General features: G+C 65.0%; 12 protein-coding genes. 10 read left to right on the top strand and 2 right to left on the bottom strand.

Annotated elements, in window-relative coordinates:
• The first annotated feature begins 52 nt into the window (after positions 1 to 52).
• From Q8Q53_RS00520 to Q8Q53_RS00505, 4 genes are read left to right on the top strand one after another with little or no spacing between them, the layout of a single operon-like run.
• Entirely contained in the window at positions 53 to 1600 is a 1548-nt protein-coding gene (locus Q8Q53_RS00520) for an aminoacyl--tRNA ligase-related protein (protein ID WP_305699785.1), read from the top strand.
• On the top strand, positions 1581 to 2912 hold the full coding sequence (locus tag Q8Q53_RS00515; RefSeq protein WP_305699784.1) for a M20/M25/M40 family metallo-hydrolase: 1332 nt from the start codon (positions 1581 to 1583) through the stop codon (positions 2910 to 2912). The genes Q8Q53_RS00520 and Q8Q53_RS00515 overlap by 20 nt, the downstream gene beginning before the upstream one ends.
• Positions 2913 to 2916: 4 nt before the next feature.
• Positions 2917 to 5217 carry a ribonuclease R gene (gene rnr / locus Q8Q53_RS00510; RefSeq protein WP_371136474.1) on the top strand — a complete coding sequence of 767 codons (2301 nt, stop codon included), beginning with the start codon at positions 2917 to 2919 and terminating at the stop codon, positions 5215 to 5217.
• Entirely contained in the window at positions 5214 to 6353 is a 1140-nt protein-coding gene (locus Q8Q53_RS00505; RefSeq protein WP_305699783.1) for a hypothetical protein, read from the top strand. Before rnr ends, Q8Q53_RS00505 begins: the two co-directional genes overlap by 4 nt.
• 34 nt (positions 6354 to 6387) lie before the next feature.
• Here Q8Q53_RS00505 and Q8Q53_RS00500 read toward each other — a convergent pair whose 3' ends face one another.
• Positions 6388 to 6846 (bottom strand): universal stress protein, encoded by a 459-nt coding sequence (locus tag Q8Q53_RS00500; RefSeq protein ID WP_305699828.1) that lies wholly within the window; start codon positions 6844 to 6846, stop codon positions 6388 to 6390.
• Positions 6847 to 6977: 131 nt separating this feature from the next.
• On the opposite strand from Q8Q53_RS00500, the gene Q8Q53_RS00495 reads away from it, so the two are divergent.
• Complete coding sequence (locus Q8Q53_RS00495) at positions 6978 to 8243, top strand: pyruvate dehydrogenase complex dihydrolipoamide acetyltransferase (protein WP_305699782.1); 1266 nt, start codon at positions 6978 to 6980, stop codon at positions 8241 to 8243.
• Positions 8244 to 8275: 32 nt separating this feature from the next.
• Positions 8276 to 9688: a dihydrolipoyl dehydrogenase gene (gene lpdA, locus Q8Q53_RS00490; protein WP_305699781.1), complete on the top strand. Its 1413-nt coding sequence runs from the start codon at positions 8276 to 8278 to the stop codon at positions 9686 to 9688.
• A gap of 19 nt (positions 9689 to 9707) precedes the next feature.
• On the opposite strand, the gene Q8Q53_RS00485 is transcribed toward lpdA, so the two are convergent.
• Positions 9708 to 10067: a hypothetical protein gene (locus tag Q8Q53_RS00485; protein WP_305699780.1), complete on the bottom strand. Its 360-nt coding sequence runs from the start codon at positions 10065 to 10067 to the stop codon at positions 9708 to 9710.
• Between the two features lie 52 nt (positions 10068 to 10119).
• Between Q8Q53_RS00485 and Q8Q53_RS00480 the strand changes: the two genes are divergently transcribed.
• The 4 genes from Q8Q53_RS00480 to Q8Q53_RS00465 all read left to right on the top strand — a co-directional run bounded on the left by Q8Q53_RS00480 (position 10120) and on the right by Q8Q53_RS00465 (position 14946).
• Positions 10120 to 12111, top strand: coding sequence for a proprotein convertase P-domain-containing protein (locus tag Q8Q53_RS00480; RefSeq protein ID WP_305699779.1), 1992 nt, complete (start codon positions 10120 to 10122; stop codon positions 12109 to 12111).
• Positions 12112 to 12305: 194 nt separating this feature from the next.
• Positions 12306 to 13292 carry a hypothetical protein gene (locus tag Q8Q53_RS00475; RefSeq protein WP_305699778.1) on the top strand — a complete coding sequence of 329 codons (987 nt, stop codon included), beginning with the start codon at positions 12306 to 12308 and terminating at the stop codon, positions 13290 to 13292.
• 11 nt (positions 13293 to 13303) lie between these two features.
• On the top strand, positions 13304 to 13795 hold the full coding sequence (locus Q8Q53_RS00470; RefSeq protein ID WP_305699777.1) for a hypothetical protein: 492 nt from the start codon (positions 13304 to 13306) through the stop codon (positions 13793 to 13795).
• A gap of 71 nt (positions 13796 to 13866) precedes the next feature.
• Entirely contained in the window at positions 13867 to 14946 is a 1080-nt protein-coding gene (locus tag Q8Q53_RS00465) for a hypothetical protein (protein WP_305699776.1), read from the top strand.
• The last annotated feature ends 22 nt before the right edge of the window (positions 14947 to 14968 follow it).

Here is a 14968-nt window from a genome sequence, read left to right as displayed (position 1 = left end):
GGCCGTCCCATAGCGTTTGAACCTGTCGTCATGTGCCGCTAACAGCGCGAACATGACTCAAGCCAAAATACGCCACGCCCTGTCCGTCACCCGCGAAGCCGATTTCGCCGCCTGGTATCAGGAAGTCATCTCGGAAGCCGAAATGGCCGAGGAATCGGGCGTGCGCGGCTGCATGGTGATCAAGCCATGGGGCTATGGCATCTGGGAACGAATCCAGCATCTGATGGACACCCGGATCAAGGCGGCCGGGGTGCAGAACTGCTATTTCCCGCTGTTCATCCCGCTTTCCTACTTCGCCAAGGAAGCCGAGCACGTTGACGGCTTTGCCAAGGAAATGGCGGTCGTCACCCATCACCGCCTGATCCAGGACGGCAAGGGCGGGCTGATCCCCGATCCCGAAGCCAAGCTGGAAGAGCCGCTGATCGTGCGGCCCACCTCGGAAACGGTGATAGGTCAGGCGATGAGCCGCTGGATCCAGTCGTGGCGCGATCTGCCGCTGCTGACCAACCAGTGGGCCAACGTGGTGCGCTGGGAAATGCGCACGCGGATGTTCCTGCGGACCAGCGAATTCCTCTGGCAGGAAGGCCACACCGCCCATGCCGACCGCGCCGACGCGATGGCGGAAACGCTGCGCGCGCTGGAAATGTATCGGTCGCACTCGGAAGACGATCTGGCGATGCCGGTGATCGCGGGTGAAAAGCCTGAGAACGAACGCTTCCCCGGCGCAGTTGCAACCTATTCGATCGAAGCGATGATGCAGGATGGCAAGGCGCTTCAGGCCGGCACCTCGCACTACCTTGGCACCGGTTTCGCCGAAGCGGCGGGCATCCGCTATCAGGACAAGGAAGGCGGCCAGCAGCTGTGCCACACCACCAGCTGGGGCGTTTCGACCCGGCTGATCGGCGGCGTGATCATGACCCACGGGGATGACGACGGCCTGCGCGTGCCGCCGCGGATCGCCCCGCAGCAGATCGTGATCCTGCCGATGCTGCGCGAAGACGATGGCGACGCCGCGCTGCTCGCCTATTGCGAGGAACTGCGCGCAGCCCTCGCCAGCCAGTGGGCGCTGGGCGAACCGGTCCGCGTGCTGCTCGACAAGCGCGCGGGCAAGGCCACGCAAAAGCGCTGGGGCTGGGTGAAAAAGGGCGTGCCGCTGATCCTCGAAATCGGCGGTCGCGATGCGGCTGGCGGGCAGGTTTCCGTGGTGCGCCGCGACCGGCTGTGGCGCGAGGACGGCAAGGTCAACTTCGTCGCCCAATCGCGTGAGGAGTTCCTGGCGGCCGCCGTGGGTGAGCTGGAATCGGTCCAGTCTTCGCTCCACGCCGAAGCCACCGCGCGGCGCGATGCGCAGATCCATCGCGGCGTGACCGACCTGGCCGGGCTGGAAGCCTTCTTTGCTGAGGACACGCGCTATCCGGGCTGGGTGGAACTGGGCTGGGCGCGTCCGACCGGCGCGGCGCTGGACGCCGTGGTGGACAAGCTCAAGACCATGAAGCTGACCATCCGCAACACCCCGATGACCGGAACGCCGGTTTCCGGCACCTGCCCGTTCACGGGCGATCCTGTCGTGGAGACGATCTATGTCGCGCGTTCGTACTAGGTTTGCAGCGCTGCTGGCACTGTCATTGGCCAGTCCGCTGGTGGCGGCTGACCCGGACGTATCCGAGGCCCGGCTGCGTGCCGATGTGGAACGGCTGGTGTCGTTCGGTACCCGTCACACGATGTCGGTGCAGGACGATCCCAAGCGCGGGATTGGCGCCGCGCGGCGCTGGGCCGAGGCAGAATTTCGCAAGACGTCGAAGACGTGTGGCAATTGCCTCGAAATCGTCCTGCCTGAACGCATGGTCACCGCAGAGCGCGTGCCGGTGCCGACCCGGCTGGTCAACGTCGTTGCGATCCAGCGCGGGACCGAGCGGCCCAGCGAGGTCGTGATCATCCAGGCCCATATCGACAGCCGCGCCTCCGACGTGATGAACGCGACGATTGACGCCCCCGGCGCGAACGATGACGGTTCCGGCACCGCGCTGGTGCTGGAAGCCGCACGCGTGCTGTCGCAGCGCAAGTTCCCGACCACCGTGGTCTATGCCGCGCTGTCAGGCGAAGAGCAGGGCCTGCTCGGCGGGCGGCTGCTGGCCGAATATGCCAAGGAACAGGGTTGGACGGTCAAGGCCGTGCTCAACAACGACATTGTCGGCAATTCGCGCGGATCTGACGGGTTGGTCGATGACGGCAACGTCCGGGTCTTTTCCGAAGGCCCGCGCGCCGATGGTGATGACAAGCTGCGCGCGCAGGCCCGCCGCTTCGGCGGTGAAAATGACAGTCCAAGCCGCAACCTTTCACGCTATATCAATGATGTCGCCAGCACTGTTCAGACTGGCCTGAACGTCCGTCAGGTCTGGCGGGCGGACCGGATGGGCCGGGGCGGGGACCAGTTGCCCTTCCAGGAAGCAGGCGTTCCCGCGATCCGCTTCTCGGTGGCGGTGGAAGATTACGACCATCAGCATCAGGATCTGCGGGTCGATCAGGGCACCGTCTATGGCGACACGATTGATGAAATGGACTTTCCCTATCTCGCCCGTGTCACCCGGCTGAACATCGCCGTCGCTGATCGGCTCGCCCGCGCGCCGCTACCGCCGGTCACCACGGCCGAAGCCGCCGTGCAGACCTTCACCACGGTCAAGTGGCAGCCCGCGGCCGGAGCAGTCGCCTACCGCGTCTGGCGCCGCCGCACCGATGTGCGCGACTGGGCCGACCCGGTGCGGATCGACGATCCGGGCGCGACCTCGCTCAAGCTCGACGGCGTGCGCGGCGATGACTGGCTGTTCGGGGTCAGCGCCATCGCGCCCGACGGCACCGAAAGCCCGGTGTCCTCCGCCGTCCCCGGCGGCCCGTTCGTGCCGCGCGCAGGCTGACCGGGTGGCAATTTCCAAATCCTCACGGGGTCCCAATCCACCGAAAGGAAAGCTCATCCAGGGTCTCCCCTCGCGCCAGCAGGTGCTTGATTTCATATCGAACTCGGCCGAACCGGCGGGCAAGCGGGAAATCGCCAAGGCGTTTGGCCTGAAAGGGCAGGAAAAGATCCAGCTGAAGGCGCTGCTGCGCGACATGGCCGATGAAGGCCTGATCGACGGCAACCGCACCGCGTTTCACCGCATGGGTGGCGTGCCCAAGGTGACGGTCCTGCGGGTGATCGACATCGAGGAAGGTGAGGCGATCGCCGTGCCTGACAACTGGCAACCCGATGACGCCACTCCGCCGCCGCGCCTGCGCCTGATCGAACGGGTGCGCGGACAGAAACCGCGCGGCGGTGCCGCCGTGAAAAAGGGTGACCGCGTGCTCGCGCGGACCGAGGAAACCGCAACCGGGTGGATCGCCTTCCCGATCAAGACCCTGCCGACCATGGCCGATCAGGTCATGGGCGTGGTGGAAATTGACGGGACCGGCAACGGCTGGCTCGCCCCGGTCGACAAGCGTGAGCGCCACGCCGCACCGATTGCCGATCTCGGCGGGGCGGAAGCCGGGCAGCTCGTGCTGGCGGAACCCGCCGGCCGCAGCCCGCGCGCGGGCGTGAAAGTCACCGCGATCCTGGGCGATCCGCTCGCCCCCAAGGCGTTCAGCCTGATCGCGATCCACAAGCACGGCATCCCCAACGTCTTTTCCGGCGAAGTGCTGGAAGAAGCGCAGCTGTCCGCCAAGCTGCCGCTCAGCGCAGAGCGGCGCGAGGATTTGCGGCACCTGCCCATCGTTGCGATCGACCCCAGCGACGCGCGCGACCATGACGACGCGATCTGGGCCGAGCCAGACGGCGCAGGCGGTTTTCGCGCGTTGGTCGCGATTGCCGACGTCAGTTTCTATGTCCGTCCCGGCAGCGCGCTCGACGCCGAGGCGCGCAAGCGCGGCAATTCGGTCTATTTCCCCGACCGGGTCGTGCCGATGCTGCCCGAAGTGCTGAGCGCCGATGTCTGCTCGCTCCGCGCGGGCGAGGACCGGGCGGCGATGGCCTGCCATCTGGCCTTCGACGGGCAGGGCCAAGTAACGTCATGGCGTTTCACCCGCGCCATCGTCCGCATTTCCGAAGTCGTGGCTTATGAAGAAGCGCAGCGCCGGATCGATGCGGGCGAGGCGGCGGACAACCTCACGCACTTGTGGGCGGCATGGGCCGCGCTCGAAACCGCGCGCAAGGCCCGCGAACCGCTCGAACTCGACCTGCCGGAACGCCGCGTGGTGCTGGACGAACAGGGCAAGATCACCCAGATCGCGCTGCGCGAACGGCTTGATGCGCACCGCGTGGTCGAGGATTTCATGATCGCGGCGAACGTCGCGGCGGCCAAGGCACTGGAAAGCAAGGTCGCCCCGGTGGTCTATCGGATCCACGAAACCCCGAACCGGGAAAAGCTGGTCACGCTGAAGGAATACCTTGCCACGTTTGACCGCAAGCTGGCGCTTGGTCAGGTCATAACCCCAAGCATTTTCAATCGCTTCATCAAGGATATTGCGGACGAATCTGAAAAGGCGCTGATCATGGAGGCGGTGCTGCGCAGCCAGACCCAGGCTTATTACGGGCCGCGCAACGCGGGCCATTTCGGGCTGGCGCTGGGCAGCTATGCGCACTTCACCTCGCCGATCCGGCGTTATGCCGACTTGCTTGTCCATCGTGCGCTGGTCGATGCGTTCCACCTTGAGCAGCCCGCGCCGCAGGCCGATCTGCCGCCATCCTCCGGCCTGTCCGACCGCGATCGCGCCGATCTGGGCCGGGTGAGTGAGGCGATCAGCGCCGCCGAACGCCGCGCGATGGAGGCTGAGCGCGAAACGATTGACCGCTATGTCGCCGCCTGGCTGGCCAGCCGGGTGGGCGAAGTGTTCGACACGCGCATTTCGGGTGTCCAGAAGTTCGGTCTGTTCGCCACGATCATCGGGCTGGGCGGGGACGGACTGGTCCCGATTTCAACGCTGGGGGACGAACGGTTCTCCTATGACGAAAAGGCGCAGGTGCTGATCGGTGACAGCACCGGCACGCGCTTTGCCATGGGTGATATCGTGCGCCTGCGGCTGGCCGAGGCCAACCCGCTCACCGGCGCGCTGAAGTTTGAGCCCGAAGACAGCGATGCGATCGAACCGCGCGGCCGCAAGCCGCTGCCGCTGCGCCACAAGGGCAAGCACATGGCCGGTCCGCGCGGCCGCCCCGCCAACATTCGCCACCAGGGAAAACGCCGATGAAACCAGCCTCGCTTGTCCTGCTTTCCGCGCTGCTGCCGGTTGCCGCAGCCGCTGCCACTCCGCCCGCGCCGGAAGACAATTACGACCGGCTGGGCATGGCGGTAGCGCTGGAAAACACGTGCAGCATGATGCGCGGGTTCGAAGGCTGGTTCATGCACAAGGCATGGACCGCGCAGATGAGCGGCTCAAACGTCGACGGCGAGATCGAGGCGGCCCGACGCGCTGCCGGGGGCCTGGGTGATATCACCGCCTCGGCCGAAGCGGGGGAAAAGGCCCGCGCCGCCGCGCACAAGCGCTTTGCCGACAAGGCCCGGACGCTGGGCTGCCAGGGCGGCATGGCATACTTGCGCGATGGCAAAATGGCTGCGGCCACGATGTTCGGCAGCACCATGCTGACCGCACAGCAGAACCGGAGCAGCGCGCCGCCCGCCACCGGGTTGACTGTGCTGACGGCTGAGCAGCGCGGTTTGCATTCGGCCTTTGTCGCGGTGGCTCAGGCTGACTTCGGGGTCAACCTGCCGCTGCTGGAACAGCAGATGGGCAAGCTGGCGCAGCAGCGCATGGGCCAGTACCGGGCGCAGCAACCGGTGATGGCGGCGACCTTGCAGGTGCGTGACCATGACGAGGCGTTCGGGCTGCTACGGCTGGAATCACAGGCGCAAGGGGCCGGGTATCAGCCGCGACTGGTGGCGCTCAACCGGTTTGCGCCGCTCGATCTGCCGGTGCTGGAATGGCGCAAGGCGGGCAGCGCCCCGGTGCGGTTTGCGCAAGTTCCGGCGCGGCTCCGGCTGGCCGATGCAGGGGTGCTCAAATGGCAGGCTTATGCCGTGCTGGCGGTCTGTCAGGGCGGCGGGGCCACGTTGGGCCTGTTCGGTGAGGACGCGCCGGCATTGGCCGGAAGGTTCCAGGCCCGGTTCATCAACGACGGCGCGAACACGGCGGTCGATCTGGCCCGGCAGTCCGCCGATTGCCTGTTTGACGCCTGTTTCAGCGTGCCGGATGCGCTGTTGGGCAATGTTCGTGCCGCCAAGGCGATGGTGGTTGTCACACTGGAACAGCCGGTCAAATCCTATGCCGATGAAAGCAATGTGATGCGGATTGATCTCGCCACGCTGCCGACGGTCATGAAGCCATAAGTATCAATATGGTATCGGGAAAACCTAAGGCTGTTCAGGATCTTCCGAGGCGATCAAGATCGGCCTCGCCGATAGCGCCGGGGATGACATAGAGCGGGCAGGGCAACTGGCCTGCGGTGCCGCTGAAATGCAGCACCAACGGGCCGGGTGCGCCATTGCTGGCGGCTCCCAGCACCAGCGCGGAGACTTCGGGATGTTCGGTCAGATACTCGCGGATCACCTGCACGCCGTCCCCCTGCCGCACGGCAATCGCAGGCGGGATCGCCGCTTCGCCCATCAGGCTGCCTGCCGCAGCGGTAACCAGCGCTTCGGCGCGGGCGCGGGCTTCTTCCTCGATGGTGGCTTGCACGCCGCCGAAGGCGACAAATGGCTGACGCGGGACGAGTGCGAGCAAGTGGACGGTTCCGCCCGTGCGGGCCGCCCGCCGGGCGGCAAAGCGCAGCGCGACGTTGGCCTCATCCGTCTCGTCCATGATCACCAGATAGACGCGCATCCCGAAATCCCCCATGAAGTGGACATATCCGATACAAACGTATTCGGCGCAAGCACCTTGCCCTAGGCGTCCATTTTGGCCAGAGACGTAACGTCAAAAGCTCCCCCTCAAGAGGACCGGAACGAAAATCCATGCCGATCGAAATCAAGATGCCCGCGCTGTCCCCGACGATGGAGGAAGGCACGCTCGCCAAATGGCTGGTCAAGGTGGGGGACAAGGTGTCGTCCGGCGATATCATGGCCGAGATCGAGACCGACAAGGCGACGATGGAGTTCGAGGCGGTGGACGAAGGCGTGATTGCCTCCATCGCCGTGGCCGAGGGTAGCGAGAACGTGAAGGTCGGCACCGTGATCGCGACGCTGACCGGTGATGACGAAGACGCCAGTCCGACGCCGGCCGCCAAACCGGCGGCTCCGGCAGCGCCTGCGCCAGCCCCCGTCGTTGTTCCGGTTGCCGCCGCGCCTGTCATGGCAGCCCAGGTCAAGGTCGCGGGTGAGCGCGTGGTCGCATCGCCGCTGGCCAAGCGGATCGCCGCCACGCGCGGGGTTGAACTGGCGGGCATGACCGGCAGCGGCCCCGGTGGCCGGATCGTCAAGGCCGACGTCGAAGCCGCGACGCCGGGCGCGGCGGCAGCACCGGTTGCCGCTCCGGCGGCCAGCGCCGCACCTGCACTGGCACTGGCACCGGCGGCAACTCCGGACTTCGGCATTCCGTTCGAAGCGGAAAAGCTCAACAACGTGCGCAAGACCATCGCGCGCCGCCTGACCGAGGCCAAGCAGACCATCCCGCACATCTACCTGACGGTTGACGTCCGGCTCGATGCGCTGCTGAAGCTGCGCGGCGAGCTGAATGCGGCGCTGGAGGCGCAAGGCGTCAAGCTTTCGGTAAATGACCTGCTTATCAAGGCTTTGGCTAAGGCACTTGAAATCGTGCCGAAGTGCAATGTCAGCTTTGCCGGGGACGAACTGCGCAAGTTCAGCCGCAGCGACATCTCGGTTGCGGTCGCCGCGCCGTCGGGGCTGATCACGCCGATCATCGTCGATGCTGCCAGCAAGACCGTGTCGCAGATTTCGAAGGAAATGAAGGCGCTGGCCGATAAGGCGCGCGAAGGCAAGCTGATGCCGCACGAGTATCAGGGCGGTACGGCCAGCCTGTCGAACCTCGGGATGTTCGGGATCAAACAGTTCGATGCCGTGATTAACCCGCCGCAGGGCATGATCCTGGCGGTCGGTGCGGGTGAGCAGCGCCCGTTTGTGGTCGATGGCGCGCTGGCGGTGGCCACGGTGATGTCGGTGACCGGCAGCTTCGATCACCGCGCGATCGACGGGGCGGACGGGGCGCAGCTCATGCAGGCGTTCAAACAGCTGGTGGAGCAGCCGCTTGGGCTGGTCGCCTGAACCTGATTTAACGGTATTTCCGGGAGTTTCCCATGTCCGAACAGTATGATGTCGCAATCCTGGGCTCCGGCCCCGGCGGGTATGTCGCGGCGATCCGCTGCGCGCAGCTCGGCCTGAAGACGGCGATTGTGGAGCGCGAGAACCTCGGCGGGATCTGCCTCAACTGGGGCTGCATCCCGACCAAGGCGCTGCTGCGTTCGGCCGAAGTGTTCCACCAGATGAAGCACGCCAAGGACTACGGGCTGGCGGCAACCGGGATCAGTGCGGACCTGAGCGCGGTGGTGGCGCGCTCGCGCGGGGTGGCCAAGCAGCTCAATCAGGGCGTCACGCACCTGATGAAGAAGAACAAGATCACCGTCCACATGGGCGAGGGCGCGCTGATCGCCCCCGGCAAGCTGGAAGTGACCGGGGCCAAGGGCAAGGAAACCTTGTCGGCCAAGCACGTGATCATTGCCACCGGCGCGCGGGCGCGCGATCTGCCGTTTGCGAAGGCCGACGGCAAGCGTGTGTGGACCTATCGCCATGCCATGACGCCGACCGAACTTCCGGGCAAGCTGCTGGTCATCGGTTCGGGTGCGATCGGGATCGAATTTGCCAGCTTCTACAATGATATGGGCGCGCAAGTTACGGTCGTTGAGATGATGGACCGGATCGTCCCGGTCGAAGATGCCGATGTGTCGGGCTTTCTCGAAAAGGCGCTGGTCAAGCAGGGCATGACGATCATGACCGGGGCCGGGGTAGAGGCGCTGGACGTGTCCGGCAAGGGCGTGAAGGCCAGACTGAAGGGCAAGGACGGCAAAGTCAGCGAGGCCGAGTTCAGCCATGTGATCGTGGCGGTGGGGATCGTCCCGAATACCGAGAACATCGGGCTGGAAGCGATTGGAATCAAAGCGGAACGCGGGATCATCGCGATTGATGGCATGGGCCGCACCAACGTCCCGGGCGTGTGGGCCATCGGTGATGTCACGCCCGGACCGTGGCTTGCCCACAAGGCCAGCCACGAAGGCGTGATCGCGGCGGAAGCCATCGCGCAGGCGCTGGGCAACAAGGACGTGCACCCGCATGCGATGGACAAGCGCAACATTCCGGGCTGCACCTATTGCCACCCGCAGATCGCCAGCGTCGGGCTGACCGAAGCCGGGGCGAAAGCGGCGGGTTATACCGTCAAGGTCGGCAATTTCCCGTTCATGGGCAACGGCAAGGCCATCGCGCTGGGTGAGCCGGAAGGCTTCGTCAAGACGGTGTTCGATGCCGCGACCGGCGAACTGCTGGGCGCGCACATGATCGGGGCGGAAGTGACCGAGCTGATCCAGGGCTATGTTGTTGGCAAGACGCTGGAAACGACCGAGGCCGAGCTGATGGCCACCGTGTTCCCGCACCCGACCCTATCGGAAATGATGCACGAAAGCGTGCTGTCCGCCTATGGCCGCGCGCTCCATATCTAGGGGCTGGGCGGCCCCTGCTTCAGAAGGTCGGGTTCGCCTTTTTCACCAGATGCTCGAACACCGCGATATGCAGCGGTTCGCTGAAGGCGCAGCCGATGGCGGCCGCGGTTTGCCAGCGGATTTCGGCGGATAGCAGCTGCATGCCGGGGATCCGGATGCGCGGCGGATCACCCCAGTTATCGGCCGGAATGCTGGGCAAGGAAATCTCCGAAAACGGTGCAAACCCGGATGGAATCGCTGCGCGGCGATTCCGGTTGGGGACCGCTTTGGCGCGCCGCTGGTTAACGTTTCTCCAAGACGCGGCCAGCGCGGAGCGGATTTGCAAAAACTCGCCCTGACAATGGCTTCGATGTGACGTCGTGACGCCAATTTCCCTCAATCTTTGATCTGCTTAACGAGGTATTTACCCTTGTTGTGCAGTTAACCGCCGCATGAGGTCGCAACTCTTTTCCTTTCAACGCGCCGCCTGGCGCGATGGCAACCCGCTGATCCGGCTGCTGCTGGCGCTGGCCGCAGCGCTGTGGTTTGCATCGGCCGCGGGTGCCCAAACTGTCACGCGCTATACCAACAGCACCGACAGTGCGGTGAACGCCATCAACGAGGCGGCAACTCCGTGCAGCAACACGTTCAAGCGCACCTTCTCGGTCGGCAGCAACTATACGATCTCGGACGTCAACATCGCGGTGCTGCTGGCGCATACCTATCGCGGCGATCTGGTGATGTATCTGCGTTCCCCTGCAGGCACGCGCATCCAGCTGACCAACGGAGCCAACGCCGGGGCGGCGCAGAACTTCAACGGAACGTTCGATGATGAGGCGGGCACGGCGATCACGTCCTACACCGCCAATGCGGCCGCCACCGCGACGACAGTCGTGCCGCCCTATGCCACCAGCTTTTCCCCCTCCAGCAGCCTGACCGCGTTCGACGGGCAGTCCTCGTCCGGCACGTGGACGCTGGAAATCTGCGATCAGTATGGCGGCGATTCCGGCACGTTCTATCAGGCTGACCTTTACCTGACGCAGGCTCCGGCCAGCTATGCCGACCTGTCGCTGGGCATGACAGCCAGCACCACCAGCCCGGCCACCGGGTCCAACGTGACCTATACGCTGACCGTGACCAACGCGGGCGGATCGCCCGGCACGGCCAGCGGCGTGACGGTCGCCAGCCTGTTGCCGGCGGGACTGACCTATGTCAGCCACTCAGGGGCGGGGAGCTATAACAGCGCAACCGGGGGCTGGGCAGTTGGCTCGCTGACCCCCGGCCAGAGCCGCACGCTGAGCCTTGTCGCCGCAGTCAATGTCGGGGCCGGAACGGTGCTGGCCCACACTGCGGAAATCTCCGCATCTTCGGTGGCCGATCTCGATTCCACCCCCGGCAACGGTTCGACGGTCGAGGATGACTACGCCAGTTCGACGATTACCGTCCCCGGAAGCCGCAGCGCCGGAATTGCGCCGATGCTGACCTGTCCGAACGGCTCCAGCCTGTTCGACTGGGACAGCCAGACCTGGTCGGCGGGCAGCACCACCAACAGCTATACGCTGGCGGGGTTCGGATCGGTCGGTTTCAACATCACCAATCCCGGCTTATTCCTGAACAACGCGACGTACGGCGGACAGTCGCCCGCCCGAACCAACGCGATTACCGGCGGCCTGCCAACGCCCCAGTTTGCGCTGATCCAGCTGGTCGATCTGCCCAGCCGGAACAGTCTGGTGACCACCACGATTGCGCTCGGCAACACGGCAGCGGCCGCGCAGTTCACGATCTTTGATGTCGATTATGCCGCCAACCAGTTTGCCGACAAGGTGACGGTCACGGGCCGGTTGAACGGGGCCACCGTGCTGCCGACCCTGACCAACGGCATTGCCAACTATGTCGTCGGCAACAGCGCCTATGGCGATGCCCTCTCGACCGACACCCAGCCGAACGGCAACCTGGTGGTGACGTTTGCAGCGCCGATCGACACGATCACCCTTGAATACGGCGATCACGCGCTGGCACCGGGCGATCCCGGCCAGCAGGGGATCGAGATCCATGACATCACGCTGTGCCGCCCGACGGCGAGCATCGGCGTGACGAAGGTCAGCGCGGTGATCAGCGATCCCGTTAACCTGACGACCTCGCCCAAGGCGATCCCCGGCGCGGTCATGGAATACTGCATCCTGATCACCAACACCGGGACGGCCACGCTGACCAACGTGGTGGCGACCGATCCGCTGCCTGCCACGGTCAGCTTCGTGCCCGGCAGCATGACGTCGGGCGCAAGCTGCGTCGCCGCGACAGTTGCGGAAGACGACAACGCCGCCGGCGCGGATGAAAGCGATCCGTTCGGGGCCAGCATGACTGGCAGCACATTGAGCGCAACGGCGGCCAGCCTGCCTGGCAGCACGGCCTTTGCAATCAAGTTTCGTGTAGTCGTAAACTAGGGCGTATCAATAATATAGAACGAGAATATCAGGTAATTTGACACCAAAGCGGGTGCGGCTGACCGGGTATGGATCGCCGTTGCCCCGCATATGAGCCCCATACCAGCTAAAAATGCCCTGATCCGTGCCATTCTTTGCATGATTTCAATGCCGGATTTGGGGTTCATTAACCCTTTAACCCTATGGAAAACCATATGAAACAGGATCACACCAACACTTTTCGCCTAACCGCTGCGGTTACCGCCGGGTTAACCCTGATCGTCATTCCCCAGGCTGCGAACGCGGCCGGGGTTCTGGCCGGCACGCTGATCGAAAACACCGCCTCGGCGACCTATTCGTCGGGCTCGGCCAGTGGCTCGGTTTCGTCGAACACCGTCACCGTCAAGGTCGATGAGCTGCTCGACGTTGCGGTTGCGGGGCTGACCACCACGCCGGTCACGGCCGGATCGACCAGCATCGTGCTGGAGTATTCGATCACCAACACCGGCAACGGCGGCGAGGCGTTCAATGTCACGGTCGATCCGGCCGTCGCGGGCAACGGGTTCGACTCGGTCGTCCAGACGATCGCCTATGACAGCAACGGCAACGGCGTTTACGACGCAGGCGTCGATACGGTCATCACCAATGGCGCAGCAACCTCCAGCATTGCCGCCGACGGATCGCTGAAAGTGTTCGTGATCGTTACGCTGCCGACCGGAGCAACCGATGCATCGACCAGCCAGGTCCGCCTGACTGCCGATGCGGTAACCGGCACGGGCGCGCCCGGCACGGTGTTCACCGGCCAGGGCGAAGGCGGCGGCGATGCCGTGGTCGGCGCTTCGGGCGCGAGCGACAACGCCACCGACGAAATGATTGCCAGCCTGGCCACGGTCGCGCTGGCGAAGACCGCCGCGATTGTCGATCCGTTCGGCGGTTCGCAGCCGGTTCCGGGCGCGGTCATCACCTATACCCTCGTCGCCACGGTGAGCGGTTCGGGACAGGCAGAAGGCCTGCACGTGACCGACATCATTCCCGCCGGGACGACCTATCAGGTCACCACGCTGAAGCTGGACGGCGCAGGCCTGACCGACGGCGCCGATGCCGACGCGGGCGTGGCTTCGGCCAGCGGGATCGACGTGGACCTTGGCACGGTTGCCGGAGGCACGACCAAGACCGTCACGTTCGACGTCAAGATCAACTGAGGAGCAGCGTCATGAAGACCAACTGGATTTCCGCTGTCATCGGCATGACCGCATTCGCAGCCAGCACCCTTTCCGCCCCGGCCTTGGCCGAGACGGCAAAGGCGGCGCAGGTCGAGCTGGAAAGCGACGTCAAGGTCGAAAAGGTCGTGGCCGAAAACGGCACCGTCCGGAAGACCTGGGTCACGCCGCAAGTGGTCGTGCCGGGTGACCGGCTGATTTTTTCGGTCCGCTATCGCAATGTCAGCGCCGATAAGGTCGAAACGTTCGTCGTCACCAACCCGATCCCGCAGCCGGTCATGCTGGCTGCGGACGGGGCAGACGCGCTCGACGTTTCGGTCGATGCCGGGCGCAACTGGGGCAGCCTTGGCGCGCTTCAGGTGGCTGACGGCAAGGGCGGCCAGCGCGGCGCGCTCAACTCGGATGTCACGCACATCCGCTGGACCCTGCCGGTGCTGAACCCCGGCGAGTCCGGGACGCTCACTTACAACGCTATCGTCCGCTGACCAGCGGCTGAACCGCCACGACCCCAGGGCGGAAAGGATCGGGGTTGAAACTGAACTATGGGGACCATGCAATGAACAAGTCAGGCAGACTGCTGGGGCAGGCCGGTGCGATCGCACTCGTCGCGCTCGGCGCGAGTCCCGCACTGGCGTCGGGTACGCTGGCGGGCTCTTCCATTACCAATACCGTGACCGTCAACTATCAGGTTGGCGGGATTGCGCAGACTTCCACCGATGCGGGCGATACCTTCACGGTTGACCGCAAGGTGGCGTTCGTGGTGGCCGAAAGCGGCGACACGACGACGACAACCGTCTCGCCCGGCCAGGAAGCTGCGGTAACGACGTTCCAGATCACCAACCAGTCCAACGCCACGCTCGATTTCGCGCTGGCCGCGGCCCAGGTGGCGGACGGTGGGTCGGGCGCACACACCGGCACCGACAGCTTCGACACGACCAACGTGCGGATCCATGTCGATACCAACGGCAACGGCGTCTATGATGCCGGCACCGATCTGCTGGTGACCTATCTGGACGAACTCGCCCCGGATGCCAGCATGACCGTGTTCGTGCTGGCGGACATCCCGCTCAGCCTGACCAACGGCGCGTTCTCGGCAGTCACGCTGACCGCGACGGCGCATGGCAGCGCGACGGCGGTGAGCGGCACTGTTGGCACTCTGGACTCGATCCTGAGTGAAACCACCGGCGCCAACACGTCGGGCATGGATACCGTGTTCGCCGATGCCGCTGGCGCGACCGATGCGGAAGGTGACGGGATGCATTCGGCCAAGGACGATTACACCGTCTACACCGCCTCGCTGACCATCACCAAGAACAGCCGCCTGATCAGCGATCCGGTCAACCTGACCACCAACCCGAAGGCCATTCCGGGCGCGACGATCGAGTATTGCATCGTCGTGGCCAACGCGAGCGGCAGCCAGACGGCCACCGACGTGGCCATCTCTGACCCGCTGCCCAGCACGGTCAGCTATGCTTCGGGCTATGGGATCTTCCTCAACGGAACGGTCACGGGTGGTGATTGCGACGAGAACGGCAGCTCTGGCGGCTCGTTCGGTTCGGACACCGTCAGCGGCACGCTGGCCAGCGTTGCCGCTGGTGAAACCAAAACGCTGCGCTTCCGCGCAACGATCAACTGACGAGACTGGCGGGGCGGCACGG

Origin of the sequence: Novosphingobium sp., assembly GCF_030699305.1 — a bacterium.
Lineage (GTDB): Bacteria > Pseudomonadota > Alphaproteobacteria > Sphingomonadales > Sphingomonadaceae > Novosphingobium.
Note: the sequence above shows the minus strand (reverse complement) of the source record. Positions and strands in the feature narration are given on the sequence as shown.

What these genes read in the sequence shown, in the direction of transcription:
- Q8Q53_RS00520 (WP_305699785.1), top strand. Translation starts at nt 53, where the DNA reads ATGACTCAAGCCAAAATACGCCACGCCCTGTCCGTCACCCGCGAAGCC.
- Q8Q53_RS00515 (WP_305699784.1), top strand. Translation starts at nt 1,581, where the DNA reads ATGTCGCGCGTTCGTACTAGGTTTGCAGCGCTGCTGGCACTGTCATTG.
- Q8Q53_RS00505 (WP_305699783.1), top strand. Translation starts at nt 5,214, where the DNA reads ATGAAACCAGCCTCGCTTGTCCTGCTTTCCGCGCTGCTGCCGGTTGCC.
- Q8Q53_RS00500 (WP_305699828.1), bottom strand. Translation starts at nt 6,846, where the DNA reads ATGCGCGTCTATCTGGTGATCATGGACGAGACGGATGAGGCCAACGTC.
- Q8Q53_RS00495 (WP_305699782.1), top strand. Translation starts at nt 6,978, where the DNA reads ATGCCGATCGAAATCAAGATGCCCGCGCTGTCCCCGACGATGGAGGAA.
- lpdA (WP_305699781.1), top strand. Translation starts at nt 8,276, where the DNA reads ATGTCCGAACAGTATGATGTCGCAATCCTGGGCTCCGGCCCCGGCGGG.
- Q8Q53_RS00480 (WP_305699779.1), top strand. Translation starts at nt 10,120, where the DNA reads ATGAGGTCGCAACTCTTTTCCTTTCAACGCGCCGCCTGGCGCGATGGC.
- Q8Q53_RS00475 (WP_305699778.1), top strand. Translation starts at nt 12,306, where the DNA reads ATGAAACAGGATCACACCAACACTTTTCGCCTAACCGCTGCGGTTACC.
- Q8Q53_RS00470 (WP_305699777.1), top strand. Translation starts at nt 13,304, where the DNA reads ATGAAGACCAACTGGATTTCCGCTGTCATCGGCATGACCGCATTCGCA.
- Q8Q53_RS00465 (WP_305699776.1), top strand. Translation starts at nt 13,867, where the DNA reads ATGAACAAGTCAGGCAGACTGCTGGGGCAGGCCGGTGCGATCGCACTC.